The 25,279-nt window shown below is 28.8% G+C and carries 24 protein-coding genes; 16 read left to right on the plus strand and 8 right to left on the minus strand.

The genetic code is table 11. The features are described from left to right. Window positions 1–5 precede the first annotated feature (5 nt). The 7 genes from Q0049_RS11805 to Q0049_RS11835 are packed head-to-tail and all read left to right on the plus strand — an operon-like array spanning window position 6 to window position 8,290. Window positions 6–1,022 carry a glycosyltransferase family 2 protein gene (locus tag Q0049_RS11805; protein WP_298119943.1) on the plus strand — a complete coding sequence of 339 codons (1,017 nt, stop codon included), beginning with the start codon at window positions 6–8 and terminating at the stop codon, window positions 1,020–1,022. After that, window positions 1,009–2,304, plus strand: coding sequence for a hypothetical protein (locus Q0049_RS11810; RefSeq protein ID WP_298119945.1), 1,296 nt, complete (start codon window positions 1,009–1,011; stop codon window positions 2,302–2,304). Before Q0049_RS11805 ends, Q0049_RS11810 begins: the two co-directional genes overlap by 14 nt. A gap of 8 nt (window positions 2,305–2,312) precedes the next feature. Further along, complete coding sequence (locus Q0049_RS11815; protein WP_298119948.1) at window positions 2,313–3,428, plus strand: glycosyltransferase; 1,116 nt, start codon at window positions 2,313–2,315, stop codon at window positions 3,426–3,428. Continuing rightward, a complete protein-coding gene (locus Q0049_RS11820; protein ID WP_298119951.1) occupies window positions 3,429–4,502 on the plus strand; it encodes a glycosyltransferase in 1,074 nt (357 codons plus the stop codon). It abuts the gene before it with no gap. After that, entirely contained in the window at window positions 4,502–5,857 is a 1,356-nt protein-coding gene (locus tag Q0049_RS11825) for an O-antigen ligase (protein WP_298119954.1), read from the plus strand. The genes Q0049_RS11820 and Q0049_RS11825 overlap by 1 nt, the downstream gene beginning before the upstream one ends. Continuing rightward, window positions 5,829–6,839, plus strand: coding sequence for a glycosyltransferase family 4 protein (locus Q0049_RS11830; protein WP_298119957.1), 1,011 nt, complete (start codon window positions 5,829–5,831; stop codon window positions 6,837–6,839). The genes Q0049_RS11825 and Q0049_RS11830 overlap by 29 nt, the downstream gene beginning before the upstream one ends. A 56-nt stretch (window positions 6,840–6,895) precedes the next feature. Then, a complete protein-coding gene (locus Q0049_RS11835) occupies window positions 6,896–8,290 on the plus strand; it encodes a sugar transferase (RefSeq protein ID WP_298119960.1) in 1,395 nt (464 codons plus the stop codon). Window positions 8,291–8,447: 157 nt separating this feature from the next. Here the strand turns inward: Q0049_RS11835 and Q0049_RS11840 are convergent, their stop codons facing one another. Both Q0049_RS11840 and Q0049_RS11845 read right to left on the minus strand, forming a co-directional pair. Continuing rightward, window positions 8,448–9,566, minus strand: a complete 1,119-nt coding sequence (locus Q0049_RS11840) for a DUF4105 domain-containing protein (RefSeq protein WP_298119962.1) — start codon at window positions 9,564–9,566, stop codon at window positions 8,448–8,450. A gap of 7 nt (window positions 9,567–9,573) precedes the next feature. Next, a complete protein-coding gene (locus Q0049_RS11845; protein WP_367178990.1) occupies window positions 9,574–10,557 on the minus strand; it encodes a PorV/PorQ family protein in 984 nt (327 codons plus the stop codon). A gap of 228 nt (window positions 10,558–10,785) precedes the next feature. Between Q0049_RS11845 and Q0049_RS11850 the strand changes: the two genes are divergently transcribed. Further along, window positions 10,786–11,526 (plus strand): CDP-alcohol phosphatidyltransferase family protein, encoded by a 741-nt coding sequence (locus tag Q0049_RS11850; RefSeq protein ID WP_298119967.1) that lies wholly within the window; start codon window positions 10,786–10,788, stop codon window positions 11,524–11,526. A 28-nt stretch (window positions 11,527–11,554) separates the two neighbouring features. Further along, window positions 11,555–12,397 (plus strand): GH25 family lysozyme, encoded by an 843-nt coding sequence (locus Q0049_RS11855; RefSeq protein ID WP_298119970.1) that lies wholly within the window; start codon window positions 11,555–11,557, stop codon window positions 12,395–12,397. Between the two features lie 4 nt (window positions 12,398–12,401). Here the strand turns inward: Q0049_RS11855 and Q0049_RS11860 are convergent, their stop codons facing one another. From Q0049_RS11860 to Q0049_RS11880, 5 genes are all read right to left on the minus strand, one after another. Continuing rightward, window positions 12,402–12,617 (minus strand): DUF5808 domain-containing protein, encoded by a 216-nt coding sequence (locus Q0049_RS11860; RefSeq protein WP_298119972.1) that lies wholly within the window; start codon window positions 12,615–12,617, stop codon window positions 12,402–12,404. Window positions 12,618–12,621: 4 nt separating this feature from the next. Beyond that, window positions 12,622–13,389: an LPS export ABC transporter ATP-binding protein gene (lptB, locus tag Q0049_RS11865; RefSeq protein ID WP_298119974.1), complete on the minus strand. Its 768-nt coding sequence runs from the start codon at window positions 13,387–13,389 to the stop codon at window positions 12,622–12,624. A 148-nt stretch (window positions 13,390–13,537) separates the two neighbouring features. Next, window positions 13,538–13,888, minus strand: coding sequence for a carboxymuconolactone decarboxylase family protein (locus Q0049_RS11870; protein WP_298119978.1), 351 nt, complete (start codon window positions 13,886–13,888; stop codon window positions 13,538–13,540). Further along, a complete protein-coding gene (tatC, locus tag Q0049_RS11875) occupies window positions 13,872–14,693 on the minus strand; it encodes a twin-arginine translocase subunit TatC (protein WP_298119980.1) in 822 nt (273 codons plus the stop codon). The genes Q0049_RS11870 and tatC overlap by 17 nt, the downstream gene beginning before the upstream one ends. Then, window positions 14,693–15,658, minus strand: coding sequence for a KpsF/GutQ family sugar-phosphate isomerase (locus Q0049_RS11880; RefSeq protein ID WP_298119983.1), 966 nt, complete (start codon window positions 15,656–15,658; stop codon window positions 14,693–14,695). Before Q0049_RS11880 ends, tatC begins: the two co-directional genes overlap by 1 nt. An 86-nt stretch (window positions 15,659–15,744) precedes the next feature. On the opposite strand from Q0049_RS11880, the gene recQ reads away from it, so the two are divergent. Further along, window positions 15,745–17,940, plus strand: a complete 2,196-nt coding sequence (gene recQ, locus Q0049_RS11885; RefSeq protein ID WP_298119985.1) for a DNA helicase RecQ — start codon at window positions 15,745–15,747, stop codon at window positions 17,938–17,940. Window positions 17,941–17,961: 21 nt separating this feature from the next. Then, complete coding sequence (locus Q0049_RS11890) at window positions 17,962–18,381, plus strand: hypothetical protein (RefSeq protein WP_298119986.1); 420 nt, start codon at window positions 17,962–17,964, stop codon at window positions 18,379–18,381. Here the strand turns inward: Q0049_RS11890 and Q0049_RS11895 are convergent. Next, on the minus strand, window positions 18,378–18,614 hold the full coding sequence (locus tag Q0049_RS11895; protein ID WP_298119987.1) for a hypothetical protein: 237 nt from the start codon (window positions 18,612–18,614) through the stop codon (window positions 18,378–18,380). The genes Q0049_RS11890 and Q0049_RS11895 overlap by 4 nt on opposite strands. Window positions 18,615–18,685: 71 nt before the next feature. Between Q0049_RS11895 and Q0049_RS11900 the strand changes: the two genes are divergently transcribed. The 5 genes from Q0049_RS11900 (at window position 18,686) to Q0049_RS11920 (ending at window position 25,199) form a co-directional block, all read left to right on the plus strand. After that, entirely contained in the window at window positions 18,686–20,248 is a 1,563-nt protein-coding gene (locus Q0049_RS11900; protein WP_298119989.1) for an NAD(P)/FAD-dependent oxidoreductase, read from the plus strand. A gap of 71 nt (window positions 20,249–20,319) precedes the next feature. Beyond that, window positions 20,320–21,372 (plus strand): hypothetical protein, encoded by a 1,053-nt coding sequence (locus Q0049_RS11905; RefSeq protein WP_298119992.1) that lies wholly within the window; start codon window positions 20,320–20,322, stop codon window positions 21,370–21,372. A 75-nt stretch (window positions 21,373–21,447) separates the two neighbouring features. Beyond that, the gene (locus Q0049_RS11910) at window positions 21,448–21,975 is read left to right on the plus strand and encodes a sigma-70 family RNA polymerase sigma factor (RefSeq protein ID WP_298119995.1); all 528 of its coding nucleotides are present in this window, start codon (window positions 21,448–21,450) and stop codon (window positions 21,973–21,975) included. Between the two features lie 27 nt (window positions 21,976–22,002). Then, a complete protein-coding gene (locus Q0049_RS11915) occupies window positions 22,003–22,908 on the plus strand; it encodes a FecR family protein (protein ID WP_298119998.1) in 906 nt (301 codons plus the stop codon). 59 nt (window positions 22,909–22,967) lie between these two features. Further along, complete coding sequence (locus Q0049_RS11920) at window positions 22,968–25,199, plus strand: TonB-dependent receptor (RefSeq protein ID WP_298120001.1); 2,232 nt, start codon at window positions 22,968–22,970, stop codon at window positions 25,197–25,199. Window positions 25,200–25,279 lie beyond the last annotated feature (80 nt).

The following is a 25,279-nucleotide window of genomic DNA, read 5'->3' on the forward strand; positions in this document are numbered from 1 at the left end:
ATTCATTGGAAAACTCATTAAAAATTAGTTTGATACTTTGCACGTACATGCGAGCAAAACCGTTGTTGAATTTATTAAATTCAGTTAAAAATCAAACTTATTATCCATCAGAAATCCTTGTAATTGATGGTTCTACTAATGATGAAACTAAAAATGTAATTGAAAATAACAGTTTTAAAAATCTTATTTACTATCAAGTTTCTGCAGAACATCGCGGTTTAACAAAACAACGAAATTTTGGAATTTCAAAAGTTTCAAATGATATCGATGTAGTTGCTTTTCTGGATGATGATACAATTCTTGAGAAGAATTATTTTGAAAATATTGTTAAAACATTTAATGAAAATCCTAATTCCATTGGCGTTGGTGGTGTTGCAATTAATGAAAATAAATGGAAAGTAAATAGCAATAATATCAAGCAAAGTTCAAAATATTATACCATTGAAAACTACTATATTAAGGAGACTTCCAGAAATTATTTAAGAAATATATTAGGGTTAAGTTCTAAAGAATTACCGGGAATAATGCCTGAATTTTCAAACGGAAGAACGTGTTCTTATCCATTAAATGGAAAATCATATCCTGTAGATTTAATTGTAGGAATGGCAATGAATTTTAGAAAATCAGTTTTTGATTCCATAAAATTCTCTACTTATTTTGAAGGTTACGGACTTTATGAAGACGCTGATTTTTCTTTACGAGCGTTACAATTAGGACAAAATTATATTGCTACTTCCGCACAATTAAGTCATTTTCATGATAGCTCAGGAAGACCAAATAAGTACAATTATGGTAAAATGGTTTTAAGAAATGGTTGGTATGTTTGGCGTATTAAATATCCAAATCCATCAACAGTTGCACGAATTAAATGGAATGCTATAGCTTTTTTACTAACTTTAATTAGATTTACAAATACCTTTACAACGAACAAACGAAAAGAAGCATTCACAGAAAGTTTAGGAAGAACTGTTGGATGGTTTAGTTTATTGTTTGACAAACCAAAAGACAATGGAAGAAAATAAAACTATTTTTCAGCGGTTTTTTCAATTAAATAGAAAAGCGATTCCGTATTTAGCAATTCTATTTTTAGTCGTTAATTTGATACTTCAAGTTAAGTTTTTTGGCGATTTCTTTTTAAATACTCAGCCAAATGCTGATGAAACAGGATATAGATTCTTTGTCGAAAATACACATCAATTTTCATGGTCATTATTTTCAAACTCAAGTGCGCAACCATTTTCATTATTGACTTATTTATTCAATTTGATTTTTAATGATGCACAGTTTACAATTCGATTTGTTAGTTTATTATCATCATTAGGTTGTTTTGCGTTCTTATTTATTTATTATCGTAAAAATAGATTTATAGAAATTGTAGAAGGAAACAAAACACTCAATAATTTAATAATTTTCAATGTTTTATTTGCCGTATTTTTTATTTTATCATGTCATTTTATAGGAACTTCTGATGCGTTTTCTGTAGCATTTGCAATTCCAGGTTTTATACTTTTAACAGAAGTTTTATTAAATAATAAAAGGCATAATGTTATTTTGATTGGTGCTTTATTTGCAATATCATTTACATCAAGACCTACTTTTTTAATCGTTCTTTTTGCTTATTTATTGAGTTTGTTATTGTTTTTTTCTTCTAAACTTTTTACAAAAAAACTGATTTTAGTTGGAGTCTTTTTTGCCTTTTTTACGGCAATAATTAATTATAGTCCAATAGTAAACCAAGGAAAAATAGTCCTTGATGTTAAAGAAATTCCTTCAAATACAGGAACATCTTGGTTTGAAATGAATTATTTAATGGCTAAAAAATGGGATTCAGGAGAAATTTCCAATACACAATGGTTGTCAGCAACTGATGTGATTAATTTTAAAAAAGAAAATCCAAGTTTTATTTTTCCAAAAAATCAATTGGATATTATAATGAATGACACAGGTTTTTTCTTTAGACAAATGTTTAGAATGTTTAGTGTTTCAATGTATACTTCCTTTAGATACTTGTATTTTTTATTTCCTTTTTTAATTTTTTATATCTTTTTAAAAGATAAAGGAAGCACTTCATTAGCTAGTAAAAAAGTCTATTTTACTGTAAGTTTTTATTTTATTTCTTTAATTGTGTTTATGATTTCTGCATTTAAATTAATGGAATTCAGATGGATGTATATTTTAATCGTTTTTTATGCATTTTATGCAATTCATTTTTCTAAAGGAATTTCACATGAAAAGAGAATTGTTTTATTCAATTTAATTTTTCTATCAGGAATTGGTTTTTTTGTTCTTAAAATGTTAAAATAAAATTAGTTATGACATTTTGCATCATCACACATGTTCCACATTGCTATTCAGAAAATAATTATTTTGGATATGCACCTTATGTTCATGAGATGAATATTTGGTTGAAAAATGTAGATAAAGTTATCATCGTAGCACCTTTAAAAAAATACCCAATAACTCCAATTCATCAAAGTTATAATCATGACAATATACAGTTTATTGAAGTTCCAGATTTTTCATTGACGAGTTTCAAAGCGATTCTAAAAACCATTATTGTAGTGCCAATAATCTTTTTTAGAATTTTGAAAGCGATGTCATCTTCAAATCATCTTCATTTGCGATGTCCAGGAAATATGGGTTTGCTAGGAAGTTTTGCTCAGATTTTTTTCCCAAGTAAAACAAAAACTGCTAAATATGCCGGAAATTGGGATGCTGAATCAAAACAACCTTTGAGTTATCGAATTCAAAAATCGATTTTAAGTAATACTTTCTTAACCAAAAAAATGAGTGTTTTGGTTTATGGCGAATGGAATAACCAAACTAAAAATATAAAACCTTTTTTTACAGCTACGTATCGTGAAAGCGAGAAGGAAATTTTAAAGCCAAAGGATTTTTCGGAAACTATAAATTTTCTCTTTGTTGGAACACTCGTTAAAGGCAAACAACCTTTGTATGCTATAAAACTCATAGAGCAATTAAAGTTAAAAGGAAAGAATGTACAACTTTCAATTTATGGTAATGGAAGTGAAAATAATGTTTTGCAAGAATATATTAATAACAACAGTTTGAATGGTTTTGTCTCTTTAAAAGGAACTGCTGATAAAGAAACAATGAAAAAAATATATCAAGACAGTCATTTTTTAATTCTTCCATCAAAAAGTGAAGGTTGGCCAAAAGTGGTTGCAGAAGCAATGTTTTTTGGCTGTTTACCAATTGCGACAAAAGTTTCTTGTGTTCCAAATATGTTAGACAATGGGAATAGAGGTATTTTATTGATTGAAGAGATTAATTCTGATGTATGTCAAATCGAAGAATTACTTTCGAATCAAGAATTATATAATTCAAAAATAAAAGCAGCAATAAATTGGTCTCGTAACTTTACAATTGATAAATTTGAAGACGAAATAAAGAAATTGTTAGCATAAATGAGAATTATCCAAATTATAGATTCATTAGATATTGGCGGTGCTGAAAAAATGGCTATAAATTATGCTAATGCATTGGCTGACAAATATGAATTTTCAGGAATTGTGGCTACAAGAAAAGAAGGCGAACTAAAAAGTTCAATTGCTGAAAATGTAAATTATCTATTTCTAAAAAAGACAAAACTTATTGACTTTTCTGCCATTTTAAGATTAAAAAAATATTGTGTTGAAAATAAAGTTCACTATGTTCAAGCGCATAGTAGTTCTTTTTTTACTGCTTTTTTGTTGAAGTTAATTTTATTCCGAATTAAAATTATTTGGCACGATCATAACGGTTTGAGTGAATTTATAACTGCAAGAAAATCATTTGTTTTAAAAGTTGCCTCTTACTTTTTTGAAGGAATTATAGTTGTTAATTATCAGCTTAAAAATTGGGCTATTAAAGAATTAAACTGCAAAAAAGTAATTTATTTGCCTAATTTTACCAAACTCGAAAGTGAGCCAAATAAAAGCACAATGTTATTTGGAAATGAAGGAAAACGTATATTGTGTTTGGCAAATTTAAGATTTCAAAAAAATCATTTTTTATTGATTGAAGTAGCTTCGTTATTAAAAAAGTCACATTTTGATTGGACTTTTCATCTGGTTGGTAAAGATTTTAATGATGATTATTCTAGCAAAGTTAAAAAAGCAATAATTGATAATGATTTAGAGGAAAATGTTTTTGTATATGGATCAAAAAATGATTCTCAAAATATTATAAATCAATCGGATATTGCAATATTAACTTCTCAGTCTGAAGGTTTGCCCGTTGCATTGTTAGAATATGGTTTAAATAAAAAACCAGTTGTTTGTACTGAAGTTGGTGAAATTCCATTGATTATAAAAAATGGGTTGAATGGTTTTATTGTTCCAAAATATGATGCAAATTTGTTTTATAAATCATTAATAAATTTGATTGATAATAAATCATTACAAATCGAACTAGGAAATTCATTGCATCAAACAATAATGGAAAATAATTCTGAACAAGCTGTTTTAGATAAATTTTCATATTGGTTACAAGAAAAATAATGGAATTTAAAGACAAAAATTATCTTTTTTTAATATTACTTCATGCATTAATTGGTGTGTTGGTGTATTCTATTCCTGGCTTTTCAAAGTTATATGGTTTTTCTATTTTATTTGTCAGTTTATATTTTATTATAAAAACTAGGAATAGAAATAACGAAGTTTTGTATGCTGCAGCATATATTGTAGGTAGTGAAGTTTTTCTTAGAATGACAAATGGTAATATAAGTCATGAGTTTTCAAAATATGGAGTAATGCTCTTTCTATCTATGGGAATGTTTTACAGCGGATTCTCTAAAAATGCTGTACCATATTGGATTTATTTAATATTATTAATTCCAGGAGTTATAATTGCTACCTATACATTGAATCTCACTACAGTTGATATTAGAAAAACAATTATGTTTAATATTTCTGGACCTTTATGTCTAGGATTTGCTTCGCTGTACTGTTATAACAGAAAAATTTCAATAGGAGAAATTAATAATATTCTTCTTGTAATGGGTTTGCCCATAATTGCTTGTACCATTTATTTAATATTATACACACCAAGCGATATAAAAACTGTTTTGACAGGAACAGGATCAAATGCTGAAACTTCAGGTGGTTTTGGACCTAATCAGGTTTCTACAGCTCTCGGACTTGGAATGTTTATTTTCTTTGCAAGAGTTATGTTAATATCAAGAACAAAATTACTTTTTGCTACAAATTTAATTATCGCGGTTTTAATGACCTATAGAGGATTAATTACATTTTCTCGTGGTGGTGTTATTACGGGTTTTTTAATGTTAATTATTCTTTTGTATTTTGTTTATATAAATTCTAAATACAAAGGAAAAGTTAAACTAAATTATATGATAGTTTTAACAGGATTATTAATGTTAGGAATTTGGTTTTATACAGAAAGTAAAACAGATGGGTTAATTTCGAAACGTTATCAAAATAAAGATGCTTTGGGTAGAGTAAAAGGAAGTAATTTTACAGGTCGTGAAGAGATTGCAGCAAGTGAAATAAATGCTTTTTTAGATAATCCTTTTTTTGGAATTGGTGTTGCAAAAGGAACTGAATTAAGACTTGAGCAAACAGGTGAAGTTGTTGCTTCTCATAATGAAATTACAAGATTACTTTGTGAACACGGCTCTTTAGGAGCATTAATTTTGTTAATTCTTTTTTCAACTCCAATATTTTTGTATTTGGACAATAAACAAAATATTTATTTGTTTTGTTTTCTTATTTTTTGGCTTTTAACAATTAATCACGCTGCAATGCGAACGGCTTCACCGTCATTTATATACGCATTATCACTTCTAAAAATTCAATTCAAGCAAGATGAAGAAGTTGCTCTACATAGGGAATAAATTATCAATTCATGGAAATACAGCAACTTCTATTGAAACTTTAGGTAGTTTTTTTGAAGAAGAAGGATATGAAATGTATTATGCATCTTCAAAAAAAAATAAAATATTTCGATTTTTAGATATGATATTTTCAACTGTAAAATATTCTAAAAAAGTTGATTATGTTTTAATTGATACCTATAGTACTCAAAATTTTTGGTTTGCATTTGCTGTCAGTCAGTTGTGTCGAATTTTAAATCTAAAATATATAGCAAAACTTCATGGTGGTGATTTACCAAATCGATTATTAAAATCACCTTATTTTTGTGATTTGATTTTTAAAAACGCATACAAAATTACAGCGCCTTCAAATTATTTGCTACATGCTTTTAAATTAAAATATAATGATAATTTAATCTACATCCCAAATACAATTGAAATTAAAAATTATTCTTTTGTTGAAAAAAAATTTTCAATTCCTAAACTTTTATGGGTTCGTTCTTTTTCAAAAATCTATAATCCTAAAATGGCGATTAAAGTTTTATCTGAATTGAAAAAATATTATCCAATGGCAGAACTTTGTATGGTTGGTCCTGATAAAGAAGATTTAGTAAATGATTGTAAGTTGTATGCAAAGAACTTAGGTGTTGAAGTGCAGTTTACAGGAAAACTTTCAAAAGAAGAATGGATTGAAAAGTCAAAAGACTATACTATTTTTATAAATACAACTCATTTTGATAATGCTCCAGTAAGTGTTATTGAGGCCATGGCTTTAGGGTTACCAATTGTTTCAACTAATGTTGGCGGCATTCCTTTTCTTTTAGAAAATGATAAAAATGCTTTTTTGGTAAATGATAATGATGTTGAAGGAATGGTAAAAGCAATTCAAAAACTAGTTGAAAATCGTGAGAATACAAAAGAAATAGTAAAAAAAGCCCGATTAATTGTTGAAGAGTTTGATTGGAATAAAGTAAAATCAAGTTGGTTTGAAATATTAAAATAACATCTTACTTATAGCTATATTTTTTATTAACTTGCGCTAAATTTGAAATAAAAATCATGAATTCTAATAAAAAAATACATTTTGAGGTTTCAGAAAGAAAAATTCTTCTGAAGGTTTTTGATGTACTTTTTGTATTACTTTCATTATATATAATTAGCTCTATTTTTGATTTTAAGTATTTCACATTTTCTGCAACTAATTTTTATTGGGCAATTGTTCTAGGTTTGTACATCAATGTTTTTGGTTCTGTTTTTGAAATGTATAATCTTCAAGTAGCAAGCAGTCAGTTTCAGGTTATTAAGAGTATTATTTTAACTACATCAGTTACGGTTTTAGTATATCTTTTAACCCCAATTTACACACCAGTTTTGCCTTCAAATAGGTTGCAAATAATTATATTTTTTGTTGCTATTTTATTTTCACTTTTGCTGTGGAGAATATTCTACGTTAAGTTTCTTGCTTCTCATAGATTTGTGAAAAATGCCATATTAGTTTGCGATAAAGAACAACTTCAAGAGTTAGTTGAAGGTCTTGAAAATGCCGATCCACATTATAGAATAATAGGCTATGTAAATTCTGATGGGGATAATTCTTTTAAAGTAAAACTCAATAAAATTAAGAATATTAAACCTGACGAACTTGAGCATTATGTTCGTAACAATTCTATTTCCGAATTAGTAATTGCTTCTCAAAAAACAGAAGGAATTACGGTGAGTTTATATAACCAATTAATTCATTTACTTGAAAACGGATTTATTATCAGAGAATATACTCAGGTTTATGAAGCAATAACACAACGAATTCCAGTACAATATGTTTCTCGAGATTTCTACAGATATTTTCCTTTTAGTAGAAGCAATCAAAATCACCTATATCTTTTAGGAACTCGTCTTGCTGAAATACTATTTTCATTAGTTGGACTTACATTTGGACTTTTATTTTTGCCAATAATATTATTAGGGAATTTAATCGGTAACAGAGGTTCTCTTTTTTACACTCAAGAGCGTGTGGGAAAAAATGGTGAAATTTTTAAAATATATAAATACAGAACAATGGTTAAAAACGCCGAAGTAAATGGAGCAGTTTTTACCACTCAAAATGATGCAAGAATTACTTCTTTTGGTAAATTTATGCGTAAAACTAGATTGGATGAATTTCCGCAATTTTTCAACATATTAAAAGGCGATATGGCAATTATTGGACCAAGACCTGAGCGACCAATTTTTGTGAACGAAATAGCTGAAGTTATGCCTTTCTATGAAACACGTCATGTCGTAAAACCAGGATTAACAGGTTGGGCACAAGTTAACTATGCCTATGGCGATTCTATTGAAGATAGCTTAGTGAAATTGCAATATGATTTATATTACATAAAACATAGAAGTATTTTTCTAGATATAAATATTATTATCAAAACCTTCAGTACCGTTTTATTTTATCGCGGTCAATAGTTTTTTTATCTGAAAACGAATAGATAGCGATTTTTCGCTCACGAAGTTCTTGTATTTCTTTTCAAACGAAGTTCCTTAAATCCCTTTAAAATCTAATTGATTGAAGTAATCTTTTTTTACTTTCACTGCGCTGAGTAAATAAAAGAATCAATCAGTGTTAAAGATTTTCATTTTGAACTTTATTGTATTGTTTCAAAAACCTAAATAAAATAAAACCATTTGCTAAAATAAACGGAATCATTAATGGTAAATGAGGTTTACCAATCATAATTACACTATAAATTAAGAGCATTACAAAAGAAGTAATACAAAAGTTTTTAAACCATTTTCCTCTCAAAAAAGGTAATATAACAAATAATGGATTAAATAATAAGGCATTATAATTCCATAAAAGTTCCTCATGAAAAGAATACAGCCCAACAAAACAGAAGAAAACACCTAATAATCCTAATACAAACAAATAAGAAAAATATACAAATAGTTTGCGAAGGATTACAATTATAAATAGGAGTAAGGCAATGAAATAAATACTATTTAAAAAAGAAAATTCACTTTCTAACTTATTACTTCCTTTTACTAAAATTTCTTTTTTGGTAACTAATGGTTTTCCACCTACAATAGCTTTGTCTAGACTATTCATTAATTCTACAGGAAGAAACAATTTTTCAGCTTTTGCATCAGTTTTAGCACCAAAAATGATATTTATTCCTAGTTTATACCAAAAATAATTGTCAAAATAAGGATAAAATAATTCTCTGTACGTTATTGTTTTATCGTCAACTTTTTGTAGAAATGGTTTCCCTATTGATTCATTGATTTTGTCAAGTACTTTTGTTGTACAATTTCTGTCGATAAATTTATAAGTATAATGACTTTCTTCAGATGATAATGAATTCGTTAATAATTCAAATAATTGTTGTTTTTTTTCAAGAGATAAATTTAAAGTTTGTTCTACAACTTCTCTTTGATCCATTTGATATTCAAAAACAAAATCTTCATAAGAAGTAGCGTTGATGAAATATTGCAAATCTCCTTTTACAAATTTTAAATAGAAATTTTCAGTTCTAAAATCAAATGCGCCATAGTTGTAAACTACATCAAGAAAATTTTCTGAATCTTTGATTCTAATAGCTGTATGCCCAAAAGTAGAATACAATTCATTTCCTCTACCACAAGTAAAAACACTCACTGTTGCCTTTTCTGAAAGAGGTTTGTATTGCGAAAAAGCAAAAAATTGAAGGAATAAAAATAAAGCTAAAAGTAATTTTTTAATCATAAAATAATTATCTAAAAATACCCAAATCTACTTTTACAGAAAAAATATTAGAATATAAAGCGGCACTTTGATCTCCTAAATCAGTTAAAGCATAATCAACTTGAATTCCTTTGTACTTGAATCCAAGTCCAATATTAGGTTGAAAACCAATTTTTTTAGAATCATCAATTTGAGTTACATTTTGAAAATTTCCAACACCAAGACGAAGAAAAACCAAATCAGTATAACCATATTCAAAACCAATAGCAGGATCAATACTTACAAAATCAGTTGAAATAATATCGTTAGTTCGTGCAAATTGCATATTCAAATTTGCCGCAGCTAAAAGCGAAGTCTCGTTATGAAATTCAAATAATTTTGACATTCCAAATTGTGCTTTAGGTAAAGTAATTTCTGTGCTTTCAGGTAAGTCTTGATTTTCTCCAGGAATGGCATCTTTAATTTTATTGTATTGGTCTTCATCAATATTCCAAATATTATAGGTAGTTGTAATATCGCGAAGCATCAATCCGTACTTCCAATTATTTCTTTCAAATTGAAAACCTACATCAAACCCAAAACCCCATGAATTAGCAAATTCACCAATGACACGACGAATAACTTTGGCATTTACACCATATTGAAAACCAGGAACTTGAAGTCTTTTTGCATAAGAAAGTGTCAATCCATAATCTGCTGTTGAAAACAGACTAATCCTATTGTAATCAATATTTCCTTCACTGTCAATAAGTTGTGTAGTATTTAAAATATCATCAACACCAAAACGTATTAGAGAAATTCCCCATGCGCTTCTGTCGTCAATTGGTTTTGCGTAAGCCAAATAATCATATTGGGCAATATTGGCAAAATAACTTGCATGCATCAATGAAGCTTGACCATCTTCGAGATGAACCAAACCAGCAGGATTCCAATAACCAGAGTTTACATCGGTTGTATTTGCTACTACAGCATTTGACATTCCTAATGCAGCAGCATCAACACCAATATTCATAAATTCATTAGAATACTTTCTAACTGCTTGACTGTAAGCAAAAAGATTTCCTAAAAAGAAGATTAAACAAAGTATTTTTTTCAAAGCAAATTTTTTTCAAAAATAGAAATTTTTATTGAGCAATTGTGTTTTACAAATCATAATAATATCTCAAATAAAAACTCTATTTACAAACGTACATTTGTATAAACTTATTGTATTACATTTGTAATTAGAAAAAATTATAAAATGAATATCAAAAAACACATTCCAAATATACTAACATTGCTAAATTTATTTTGTGGTTGTATTGCCGTTGTTTGTATTTTTAATTTTAAAATTGAATGGGCTTTTTTCTTTGTTTCGTTAGGTATATTCTTTGATTTTTTTGATGGTTTCTTTGCCCGAAAATTTGGTGTAGCTGGACCACTTGGAGTTCAATTAGATTCATTGGCAGATATGGTTACAAGTGGTTTTGTTCCTGGTGCAATGATGTATTCTTTACTTTATAGTATTGAATTTCAAATTAGGATTGCAACACTCAATCCTTACAATTCTTCTGAAGTTTTTTTATTGCCGTTTGTTGGATTTATTATAACTCTTGGCGCTTGTTATCGTTTGGCAAATTTCAATATAGATTCGCGTCAAACCGATTCTTTTATTGGGTTGCCTACTCCAGCAAATACTTTGTTTATTATGAGTTTACCAATAATAATTAAAGATTTTTCTTTTCCTACTATGGCACAAATGGTTACTATTAAGTGGATTTTAGTTGCTATTTGTATTGTTAGTGCTTATGTTATGAATGCTGAAATTCCATTATTTTCTTTAAAAATTAAGAATTTTAGCTTTGCTAAATATAAACTTCAAATAGGATTTTTAGCGACTTCAGTCATTATGATTGCGACTTTGCAATTTCTTGCTGTTCCTATAATTATTATTTCTTACGTTTTATTGTCTGTTGTAAATAATATGTTGGCTAAAAAGTAGTTATTAAAGTTGTAAGATTAACACTTTTATGGCAAAAACTACCACAAGAAAAGCACCAATTCGTAAAAAAGCAACCAAGAAAAAGGCATCTTTTTTTTCTACAAAATTTGTTGTCATTTCTATTATAATCTTATTGTTTTCTTTTGGAATATATCATTATCGAAATGCTATTTTATATTATTTTAGTTTTAAAAGTGATAAAGTTCTAAAGGAAGACAAAGTTGCTCAAGCAAGAATTTTTCAGATTTTAAATAAGTACAAAGATTTGACCGTTGGTTTTGATGTTTCTCAATATCAAGGAACAATTGATTGGGAACAAATAGATTCTGTTGAAAATAAATTTCCTCTAAAATTTGTGCTCATTCGAGCTACAGCCGGAAATGATAAAGAAGATTCTCAATTCGATACAAATTGGAAAAGTGCAAAGCAACATCATTTTATTCGTTGTGCTTATCATTATTATCGTCCTAATGAAAATTCAATAGAACAAGCTGAGAATTTTATCAAAACTGTTAAGTTGAGAAAAGGCGATTTACCTCCAGTTTTAGATATTGAACAATTGCCAGAAGAACAATCTATTGATAGTTTGAAAATTGGTTTGAAACGTTGGTTAAAAAAAGTTGACGCACATTATAAAGTAAAACCAATTATTTATACCGGTGAACGTTATTATGAAGATTTTTTGAAAGAAGAATTTAAAGGATACACGTTTTGGATTGCCAATTATAATTTTTTTGTAGAAAATATTCAGGACGATTGGACTTTTTGGCAATTTACAGAAAAAGCTACTTTAAAAGGAATCAACGAACGAGTTGATTTGAATATCTACAACGGAACACCAAAGATGTTAGAGTACTTGACTATTAATTAGTTGGTTAAGAATTATAAATCAGTATAATTATTAAAATCAATACAATCAAAAAAACTAATACAGATTTAGTATTTGCAAAATTGATAGTCCAACCCATCCATTTTATTCTTTTTGGAGGGAAAATACGTTTGTCATCTTTGTTGTAATAGAATTCTCCGTACTTCCAATTTTTTGGATTTTTATGCCATTTTTCTAACGTTTCTTTTGTTGGATTATTCATTTTATTAAATGTCTAAATCAACTTTTGGAGCATTAAAATCAATTTTTGTTTTACGTAATTCGAAGTTCTGACCAAGATAAACTCTTCTAACCATTTCATCTTCAACTAATTCTACAGGTTTTCCAGCTTTTAGAATTCCTCCTTCAAACATTAAGTATGTTTTGTCTGTAATGGCTAAAGTTTCTTGGACATTATGGTCAGTAATTAAAATTCCAATATTTTTATTTTTCAACTGAGCTACAATTCTTTGAATATCTTCAACCGCAACTGGGTCAACTCCAGCAAAAGGTTCATCTAACAGAATAAACTTTGGATCTGTTGCTAAAGCTCTTGCAATTTCTGTTCTTCTTCGTTCACCTCCAGAGAGTAAATCACCACGATTGGTTCTAATGTGTTCTAAACTAAATTCAGCTATCAAACTTTCCATTTTAGCAATTTGCTCTTCTCTGGTATGGTTTGTCAATTGTAAAACACTCAAAATATTATCTTCAATACTCAATTTTCTAAATACAGAAGCTTCTTGAGCTAAATATCCAATTCCATGTTGAGCACGCTTGTACATTGGATAATCAGTAATATTCAAATCATCTAAAAATATATTTCCAGCATTTGGTTTTACTAATCCAACAATCATGTAGAAAGAAGTAGTTTTCCCTGCTCCATTTGGACCAAGTAACCCTACAATTTCTCCTTGATTTACTTCAACAGAAATTCCTTTAACGACACTTCTGCCTTTGTAGGTTTTAACTAAATTTTCGGCTCTTAATTTCATATTTTAGTTTATGAGTTTAGAAGTTTATGAGTTTAAAAGTAAACGGTTTCTAATAAAACATCTACAAATAAACAAATAAACACTTTTATCTACTTAATAATTAACAATAATTTATTTGGAAAGATTTAATTTGCCAACTAAAAACTAATTACAGAGCATTTTCTTCCAATGCTTCCCAAAATTCGTAAGCTCTACGTAAATGAGGAATCACAATAGTTCCACCTACAAGAGTTGCAATTCCCATAGCTTCCATCATCTCTTCTTTAGAAATTCCTTCCTTAAATGAAGTTTCTAAATGATATTTTATACAATCATCACATCGAAGTACTGCTGAAGCAACTAATCCTAAAAGCTCTTTGGTTTTTACATCCAAAGCACCTTCTGCATAGGCATTAGTATCTAAATTGAAAATTCTTTTGATGACTAAATTATTATCAGCTAATAATTTTTCATTCATCTTAGCACGATAATCATTGAATTCTTTAACTTGATTGCTCATTTTTTAATTTGTTTTTTACTACTATTGCTGATATAAAAATACTTGCCTCATATATAATTAACATCGGAATGGCAACGGTTATCTGACTTATAACATCTGGAGGAGTTATAATTGCTGCAACGATTAAAACTATTACAATGGCGTATTTTCTATAAGTTCTTAAAAAAGTTGGTGTTACTAATCCTAATTTAGTTAGGAAATAGATAATTATTGGGAGTTCAAAAAATAAGCCACTTGCAATTACAGCAGTTTTTACCATACTTACATAAGAGTCAATATTGAATTGATTTTGAACAATTTTACTAATTGAGAAAGAAGCTAAGAAATTGACAGACATTGGTACAATTACAAAATATCCAAAAAGAACACCTATAAAAAACAATATTGAGGCTATGAAAATAAATAGTTTAGCATGTTTTTTCTCATTATCATACAATGCAGGACTTATAAATTTCCACAATTGAAATAATATATAAGGAAACGCAAGTATAAAACCTGCTGTTATACAAGTCCAAACAAAAATATTTACTTGTCCTTCCATTTCTGTATTCTGAATAATAAAATTCAGTTCAGTAATACAAATACTGTCTGCAAATCCTAAATAATGAGATGCGTCACAAAAAAAACGGTAGGTGATGAAATTTGTTTTTGTTGGACCAAAAATAACTTCTTCAAAAATAAAATCAGCAAAGAAGTAAGTAATACTAGCCATTATTACGATAGCTACTGAACTTCTTACTAAAACCCATCTTAACTCTTCAAGATGGTCTAGAAATGACATTTCTTTAATATTCTTTTCTGCCATTATACTATTCCTTCTTTTAAAATGTCATGTAAATGGATTACACCTTTATATTCATTATTGTCAACTACAACCAGTTGCGTAATCGAAAAATCTTCTAATATATTTAAGGCATCAGCAACCATATCAGATGATTTTATGGTTTTTGGATTGACAGTCATAATATCTTTTGCAGTTAGTCCTGTAATGGTTTCAGTCTTGTTTAGCATTCTTCTTATGTCGCCATCAGTTATAATTCCTATTACTTTATCATTTTCTATGACAGCAGCAACTCCAAGTCGTTTTTCTGAAATTTCAACAATTACATTTTTAATACTTGAATCTGGATTTACAAATGGTTTTCTCGTGGTGTCTAACATATCTTGAACTCTCAACAATAATTTTTTACCTAAAGCGCCACCAGGATGATAAATAGCAAAATCTTCTGCTTTAAAGTCTCTCATTTCCATCAAGCAAACCGCTAAAGCATCGCCTATAACTAATTGTGCAGTAGTGCTGTTTGTTGGGGCTAAATTATTTGGACAAGCTTCACTTTCTACATAAGTGTTTAGCGTAATATCAGATTCTTTTCCTAAAAATGAAGTTGTATTTCCTGTTATTCCTATTAATTTATTTCCAAATCTCTTTAAAAGCGGAACCAAAACTTTTATTTCAGGACTATTACCACTTTTAGAAATACAAATGATTACGTCACCATTTTGAATCATACCTAAATCACCATGAATGGCTTCAGATGCGTGTAAAAACATTGATGGAGTTCCTGTTGAATTCATTGTTGCAACAATTTTTTGCGCAATAATGGCACTTTTTCCAATTCCTGTAACAATTAATCTTCCTTTACAATTATAAATTAATTCTACAGATGCAACAAAGCTATTGTCAATAAAATCAGTTAGTTTTGCTATAGATTGGCTTTGAGAAATCAATGATTTTTTAGCCGATTGAATGATATTTTCTTTAGTTACCAAAATAGATTTGTTATAAAATTTGTATGAATAAAAGAAAGTTGTATATTTATGGTTGCAAATTTATGTAAAAATACTATTAAGTAAGAATGAATTCAAACGAAATTGACATCCACAAAGAATTAAAAAAATATTTTGGTTTTAACCATTTCAAAGGTTTACAAGAAAAGGTTATAAAAAGTATTTTGGCAAAAGAAAATACTTTTGTGATTATGCCTACTGGTGGCGGAAAATCATTGTGCTATCAGTTGCCATCACTTATTCAAGAAGGAACAGCAATTGTTGTTTCTCCATTGATTGCATTAATGAAAAACCAAGTTGATGCTATAAGAAGTGTTTCATCAGAAGATGGGATTGCACACGTTTTAAACTCGTCCTTAACAAAAACCGAAATAAATCAAGTAAAAAAAGATATTACCTCAGGTATAACTAAATTATTATATGTAGCTCCAGAATCATTAACAAAAGAGGAATATGTTGAGTTTCTTCAATCAGTAAAAATATCTTTTGTTGCTATTGATGAAGCGCATTGTATCTCAGAATGGGGACACGATTTTAGACCTGAATATAGAAATTTAAAAAATATTATTAAACAATTAGGTGATGTTCCTGTAATTGGACTAACGGCTACAGCAACACCAAAAGTGCAAGAAGATATTCTAAAAAATTTAGATATGTCTGACGCAACTACTTATAAAGCTTCATTTAATCGTCCTAATTTATTTTATGAAGTACGAACTAAAACTAAAAATATAGAGTCAGATATTATTCGTTTTATTAAACAGAATAAAGGAAAGTCTGGAATTATTTATTGTTTGAGTCGTAAAAAAGTAGAAGAAATTGCTCAAGTTCTACAAGTAAACGGAATCAGTGCAGTTCCTTATCATGCCGGTTTAGATGCAAAAACACGAGCAAAACATCAAGACATGTTTCTTATGGAAGATGTTGAAGTTGTTGTGGCAACAATTGCCTTCGGAATGGGAATTGATAAACCAGATGTGCGTTTTGTTATTCATCACGATATCCCAAAATCATTAGAAAGTTATTATCAAGAAACCGGTCGTGCAGGTCGCGATGGTGGAGAAGGACATTGCTTGGCTTACTATTCCTATAAAGATGTTGAAAAGTTAGAAAAATTCATGTCAGGAAAACCTGTTGCCGAACAAGAAATTGGTTTTGCACTTTTGCAAGAAGTAGTTGCTTATGCAGAAACATCAATGTCTCGTCGCAAATTTTTATTACATTATTTTGGTGAAGAGTTTGATAGTGAAAATGGAGAAGGAGCAGATATGGATGATAATGTTCGAAATCCAAAAGTAAAAGTTGAGGCAAAAGACAATGTAAAAAAACTATTGGAAGTTGTTCGAGATACCAAACATTTATATAAATCTAAAGAAATAGTTTTTACCTTAATAGGAAGAGTAAATGCAACCATTAAAGCTCACAGAACTGATACTCAATCTTTTTTTGGTTGCGGTAAAGATCAAGAGGAACGCTACTGGATGGCGTTAATTCGTCAAGTTTTAGTAGATGGCATGCTTACAAAAGATATTGAAACTTATGGAATTTTAAAAGTTTCAGATAAAGGTCACGACTATATTAAGAATCCAACATCGTTCATGATGTCTGAAGACCATGAATATAATGAAGCTGAAGACGATGCTATTGTAACTGCAGCAAAATCTTCAGGAACAGCAGACGAAGCATTAATGGCAATGTTACGTGATTTGCGTAAAAAAGTGGCAAAAAAACTTGGTGTTCCACCATTTGTGGTTTTTCAAGATCCATCTTTAGAAGATATGGCTTTGAAATATCCAATTACTATGGATGAATTGATTAATATTCATGGTGTTGGTGAAGGAAAAGCAAAGAAATATGGTAAAGAATTTGTAGAATTAATCAATAGATATGTTGAAGATAACGACATTATTCGTCCAGATGATTTAGTTGTAAAATCAACAGGTGCTAATTCTGCTAACAAATTATATATCATTCAAAACATTGATAGAAAACTTTCTTTAGATGATATCGCTTCAGCAAAAGGAATGAAAATGGACGATTTGCTTAAAGAAATGGAGCAAATTGTTTATGCTGGTACAAAACTGAACATTAAATATTGGATTGATGAAATACTAGACGAAGATCAGCAAGAGGAAATTCACGATTATTTCATGGAATCAGAAACCGATAGAATTGAAGATGCACTCAAAGAATTCGACGGCGATTACGATATTGAAGAATTACGATTGATGAGAATAAAATTTATTAGCGAAGTAGCTAATTAAGTCGTTTAAAAAAGAAATTCTATGAAAAAAACATTTTTTATAATTCCGATAGTCTTAATGATCTTATCATTTTCAGTTTTTAGTTTCACTAGCGGAGACAAACAATATGATTCAAAATTAGTTGGAATTTGGAAAGGATTTGAAGCTGATAAGGAAACCAAAGGAGTTGAAAAACATTGGATTCAAGAAAGGTTTAAAAATGGAACCTATGTAATTATGTTTACTGCTAAACAAGATTGTGAAATTGAAACCTTAACTGAAAAAGGTAAGTGGTGGACAAAAGATGGAAAGTTTTATGAATTGTCAAATAATAGTAAAAACACAGATATTTATAACTATGAAGTGAAGAATCCTCAAGTAGTTGAATTTAAAAGTATTCAATTATCAGGAGAAAAAAATGACACTTACATATTTAGCGATTATAGAATGGATGTTGATTAAACATAAAGCTCACCACGATGAGGCTTTAAGGCATCGCGAACTTGAATCATATTTTCGTCAGTAACAACCATAAATGCTATAGCATACATTTCGTTTATTATTTCAAATCCCGTTATATTAATAGGAAATTTTTCTATTGCTATATATTCTTTCAAATGAATTTCATGATGTTCAGCTGTTTTTGCTGCAACTTCTCCACGAAAATCCCAAATGAGTTTTATTTTTCTTGACATATAAATTGTTGTTCTCCTGCAAAATTACAATAACAATTTTCAAATTACTATTTTTGTCAAAAATTACTTTTATGCCTCGCGAAATTCAAACCCAAGTCTCACCTGAAGTTGCTCATAATGAAATATTAATCAACGAACATGTTGCAAGAATATTGAATACTTCTGTGAAAGAAATTCAAAAGGTCATTGTTTTAAAACGTTCAATTGATGCACGTCAAAAAGCTATAAAATTTAATATAAAAGCTACCGTTTTTTTTACAGGTGAAGATTTTGTAGAACAAAAAATTGAACTACCAAAATATAATAATGTTTCTAATTCACAAGAAGTTATAATTGTTGGCGCTGGTCCAGCTGGACTTTTTGCAGCTTTACAATTAATAGAATTAGGATTGAAGCCAATAGTAATTGAAAGAGGAAAAGATGTACGTGGTCGTAGAAGAGACTTGAAAGCCATCAACGTTGATCACATTGTAAACGAAGATTCTAATTATTGTTTTGGTGAAGGTGGCGCAGGAACGTATTCTGACGGAAAATTATACACGCGTTCAAAAAAACGTGGTGATGTTGACAGAATTCTAAGGTTATTAGTAGGTTTTGGAGCTTCAGATGATATTTTAGTTGAAGCGCATCCACATATTGGAACCAATAAATTACCTCAAATTATTCAAGATATTCGTGAGAAAATTATTGAATGTGGTGGACAAGTTTTGTTTGAAACTCGTGTAATTGATTTTATAGTAAAAAGTAATGAAATTCAAGGAATTGTAACTCAAAATGGCGATACAATTTCTACTAACAAAGTAATTCTTGCTACGGGACATTCGGCTAGAGATATTTTTGAATTATTAGACAAAAAGAAAATTTTTATTGAAGCTAAACCTTTCGCATTAGGCGTTCGTGCAGAACATCCGCAGGAATTGATTGATAAAATTCAATATTCTTGCGATTTTCGTGGTGAATTTTTACCTCCATCACCTTATTCTATTGTAAAGCAAGTTAATGGACGAGGAATGTATTCATTTTGTATGTGTCCTGGCGGAGTAATTGCTCCATGTGCTACAAGTCCAGGTGAAGTAGTTACTAATGGTTGGTCACCATCAAAGAGAGATCAAGCCACTGCAAATTCAGGAATAGTTGTAGAATTAAAATTAGAAGATTTTAAACCATTTGCAAAATTTGGAGCTCTTGCCGGAATGGAATTTCAAAAATCAATCGAACAAAAAGCATGGCATTTAGCAGGTTCAACTCAAAAAGTTCCTGCGCAACGAATGGTCGATTTCACTCAAAATAAAATTTCGAATTCAATTCCAAAAACGTCTTATGTTCCAGGCACAACCTCTGTAGAAATGGGACAAGTTTTCCCAGGATTTTTATCTCAAATTATGAGAGAAGGATTTAAGGAATTTGGTAAAACAATGCGTGGTTATTTAACTAATGACGCCATTCTTCATGCACCAGAAAGTAGGACTTCATCACCTGTTAGAATTCCAAGAGACAACGAAACATTAGAACATCTACAAATAAAAGGATTATATCCATGTGGCGAAGGAGCAGGATATGCTGGTGGAATAATTTCAGCAGCAATCGATGGAGAAAAATGTGCCATGAAAATAGCTGAAGTATTGAAAAAATAAAAATTTTAAATAAAAAGTAGGGTGATTGATTTTTGAGTTGTCTTAGCTTTAAACATTAAATTTTATTAATTATGAAAAAGTTAAAAGTATTATTTCTTTTCGCAGCTATTTCTTTAGCAACATTGTATTCTTGTACAGATGGCGATTCAATTGAAAATGAAGTTGTAACTGAAAAGAGTTTCTCTTTAAGATCAGTTTTAAACGAACTAAAAAAATCTAATAATATTTCAGGTAGAAGTATCAACGATACTATTGTGGTAGATTCAACCGCTTTATGTTTTGAATTCGTTTATCCATTGGATTTGGCTTATAACAATGGTACAACCGTTTCAGTTTCTTCATTTGATGGAATCATTGATTTATTATCTAATGAAACTCCTAGTTTATATATTGAAGGAATTGCTTTTCCATTTCAAGTAACTTTAGCTACAGCAGATTCTGCAACTCCAATAACAATTAGTAATGAAGCAGATTTTGAGGAATTAATTTCAAGTTGCGGTATGGAAACTTTTGATAATTATGTAACATCAGGAATGTGTTATGAATATACATATCCATTATCATATATCAATCAAAACGGTACCACAATTACTGTTAACAATGAATCAGAATTGTTCGATTCTATTATCAATGACGAAAATATTATTGTTGAATTAGCATTTCCTTTTAATGTGATTTATAACGGTGAATCTGTAGAAATAAATAACCTTTACGAATTGTTTGAAATGGATAACAATTGTGTATCAAGTTTTTGTACTTGTTCAGATGAATATGCGCCAGTTTGCGTTGCAACACCAACTGGAGAAACTATGCAATTCCCAAATGCATGTATAGCTGAATGTGCAGGATATACACCAGCAGATTATGTAGATTGTGGTTCTTCAAGTGTTAGTGGTTTTGATGGACTTGGAACATGTTTTACAGTACAATATCCAATTCAAGTGCAATATCAAGGAGCAGTTTATAGCGTTAGTAGTGATAGTGAATTATTAGATTATCTAAATAGTCCAACTGGAGCAGTAGTTAACTATCCTATAGTTATTCACCATGCTACATCATCAATGATGTTTACCATAGAAAGTCAAGAAGGATTGAATGCTGTAGTATCAGATCTTTGTAATTAATATAGTTGGGTTAACTTAAACTTCATTGCCGCATATTTTGAAAAAGAAGTATGCGGTGATGATTTTAAAAAGAATATGGACATATCTAATAAAGATTCTACTTCTTGTTTATGCAGTGATGCTGTTTTTAAATCGATTTTTCAATTGAATTTTAAACTAATCAGAAATTATTTGATATATAAATATAAAGATGCTGATAGGGCAGAAGATGTTGCTCAAAATGCTTTTGTAATTCTTTGGGAAAATTGTAAAGTTCTAAAACCTGAACAAGCAAAAAGTTTTTTATTCACAACAGCAACACGTTTATCACTCAATCAAATTAAGCATGAAAAAGTAGTTTCAAATTTTGAACTAAAGTCCAATAAAAGTGAATTGAATTCTGAATCACCAGAATTTTTATTAGAAGAAAACGAATTAAGAAAACAACTTGAAAGTGCAATAAATCAATTGCCTGAAAAACAAAGAGAAGTTTTTTTAATGAATAGATTTGAAAATCAATCTTATACAGAAATTGCTTCTTTATTAGGATTGTCGGTCAAAGCAGTAGAAAAAAGAATGCACTTAGCGTTAGTAACTCTAAGAAAAGTAATGAAAAATATTTAATCAGAATATTTTTTAAAAAATTACAAAATGGAAAATAAAAACGATACATTTCTTTCCGATTGGTTAGCTGATAAAATTTCAGATAATCAGTTGAAGCAATTGGTTTCCAATGAGGATTTTTTAGCTTACCAAAAGTTGAAGAATGCACTTGGTAATTACACAATTTCTGATGCTGATTTGGAACTAAATTATGCTAAAATTCAAAAGAAAATTGAAGCAAAAAAACCAAAAACTCCTCAACCAAAAGTTTTTAATCTTTGGAAATACGTTGCAGTTGCGGCTAGTTTACTCTTATTTTTTGGTTTGTATCAAGTTTTTTATTTTTCAAATACTACAACAACTGATTATGGTTTAACACAAGTTGTGACTTTAAAAGACAATTCAAGAGTTACATTAAATTCAAAATCTGAATTATCTTATCCCAATTTTTTTAATTGGAATAGAACACTAAAATTAGATGGTGAAGCCTTCTTTGAAGTTCAAAAAGGAAGTAAGTTTACCGTTGAAACTAAATTAGGAAATGTAACCGTTTTAGGAACAAAATTTAACGTAACAAGTTTCAATGATTATTTTGAAGTGGTTTGTTTTGAAGGCAAAGTAAAAGTTGAAAACAGTGCTAAAACAGTTATTCTAACAAAAGGTGAAAGCGTTAGAATTTATGAAAAAACATTTGAAAATTGGGCTCAAAGTAATGCTGAAAAACCACTTTGGATTGATGGTGAATCGGCTTTTAAAAATGTACCAATTCATTATGTTTTAGATAAATTTGAAATGCAATTTAATACCAAAGTATCTTATCCTAAAAATATAAAAGAAATTAAATTTACAGGAAATTTTTCAAATAAAAATATAGAAACTGCTTTAAAAACAATATGTGTTCCATTAAATTTGAAATATAAAATTAATGAAGGAAATATTATTTTAATGGAATGAAACAATTAATTTCGTTTTTATTCATTTTTCTTTTTCTTCAAAGTTCGTGGGCACAAAAAATGGAGAGGTATCAATTTTACTATTCTTCAACCGAATTAGAAAAAGTACTACTTGACATTGAAAAAAAATTCAGTGTCAAGTTTTCTTATGTTGATGAAATTTTAAAAAACAAGCAAGTATCCTTGTTCAAGAGGAAATATTCTTTAGAAGAAATAAGTTCTGAAATTGAAAATCAAACCCAACTAAAAATTATAAAAATTGACAATCGTTTTTATTCTTTAGTAAAAAATGAGGAAGAAAAAACTATTAAAACTACTTATATTGAAGAGGTTTTAATTGAAGGTTTTCTGGCTCAAGGAATAAATAAAACAAGTGAAAAATTTACTATTTATCCACAAAAAGTAGAAACACTTCCTGGCGTAACTGATGCCGATGTTTTATTAGCATTGCAACAACTTCCAGGTGTAAAAAGTCCTAATGAAACGGCAAGCGGTTTGCATGTTCGAGGTGGAACTTCCGATCAAAATTTAGTGCTTTGGGATGGAATCCGATTGTATCATCCTGGACATTTATTTGGGATGATTTCAGGTATTAATCCATCAATTTCACAGTCAGTAAATTTTTATAATAAAGCAGTAAATCCTAAATTTGGAGAGCGAATTTCGAGTATAATCGATATAAAATCTTCTGATAAAATTACTGACGATTTTCAAGGAAATGCAGGAATTAATGCTTTAAATGTTGATGTTGATATAAAAGCTCCTATTGTAAAAAATAAATTAGGAATTCAAATTGCAGCAAGAAAATCTTTTACCGAATGGCTGCAATCAGCAACCTTCAATCAGCTTGAAGATAAAGTTTTTCAAAACACTATTTTCAATGATTTTGGTAATCAAAATAAATTTCAATTTCAAGATTTTTCTACTAAACTGAATTTTAAACCCAGTGAAAATTCAACAATTTCTCTATCAGGAATTTATATTGATAATGATTTAAAATATTCTAATAAAACGCACAATAATTCTACTGAAAACCAGCAAATGAATATTTCGAATTATGGTTTTAGTATCAATTGGAATCAAAAATATTCATCAAAATTCAATCAAAAAGTATTGTTTTTTTATTCTAATTATGATTTTGATTATGAACGAAAAGAACAATTTTCAACATCAGAATTTGAGGCGTATAAAAAAATCAACCGAATTACAGATTCAGGTTTTGAAGCAAATTTTAATTATTTAATGAATTCAAAATTTAATTTAGATTTTGGATATCAATTATTTGGAAATGATGTTTCACATTTATTCAATTCATTTAATCAAGATATTGGTGTGGTTTTGAGTTTAAAGCAAGCTTACAATATTAATCATGTGGGTTATTCTTATTTAAAATTTGATAATAAAAAATGGATGATAAATTCAGGTTTTAGATATAGTAATTTCAGAGAAAATGGTTCTATTCTTGAACCAAGAGTTTTAGTTCAAAGACGATTTTCAAAAGAGTTTATTTGGCAAATTTCATATGAAAAAAGAAGCCAAATTTTAAGTCAAATTCGTGAAAATACCATTAATGATTTGAGTTTAGAAAATTACGTTTGGGCGTTGTCCGATAAATCAAATTATCCTATACAAAAGGCAAATCATTTTAATTCAGGAATCATTTATAAGAAGAATGATTGGTTGTTAGATTTGGATATATATCACAAACAAATTGATGGAATTACTTCTTCAACTTTTGGTTTTTCTAATCAAAACGTAACGACTATATACAAAGGCAATGGTTTTACAAATGGTTTGGATTTTTTGCTTCAAAAAACTGGCAAAACTTGGAGTACATGGATGACTTATACTTTTCAAGATTCTCAAAACCGTTTTGAAACCATTAATAATCATAATTATTTCCAAATTAATTCTAATGTAAAACATGCTTTAAGTTTATCGTTCAATAAAAAATGGCAACATTATTCGCTTGCTGTGGGATGGTTTTTACATACAGGAAAACCATACAGTTTGTTGGATGAAAATGAAGAGGCAATTGCTTTAAATTCAAGAACACTTGCTGCTTATCATCGTTTTGATATTTCAGGATTCTATCAGTTTTTAAATAAAAAGGATAAAAATTTTAAAGTCGGATTTTCAATATACAATTGCTATAATAACAGAACTATAATTAGTAAAGAATTCGAACGAAAATTTTCTGATTTCGGTGATTTTAACACACCAAGATATGATGTCAGAAATTATTATTCTTTAGGAATTACTCCTAATGTTTTTGTAAGGATGAGTTTTTAAAATTCAATATTTTAATTTTTTGAAGAACAAAAATTTTTATCAAACGTTACTTTTTTATGCTAATTTGTATTATTTTAGCA

The sequence above is a fragment of the Flavobacterium sp. genome, from assembly GCF_027484205.1.
Taxonomy (GTDB): domain Bacteria; phylum Bacteroidota; class Bacteroidia; order Flavobacteriales; family Flavobacteriaceae; genus Flavobacterium.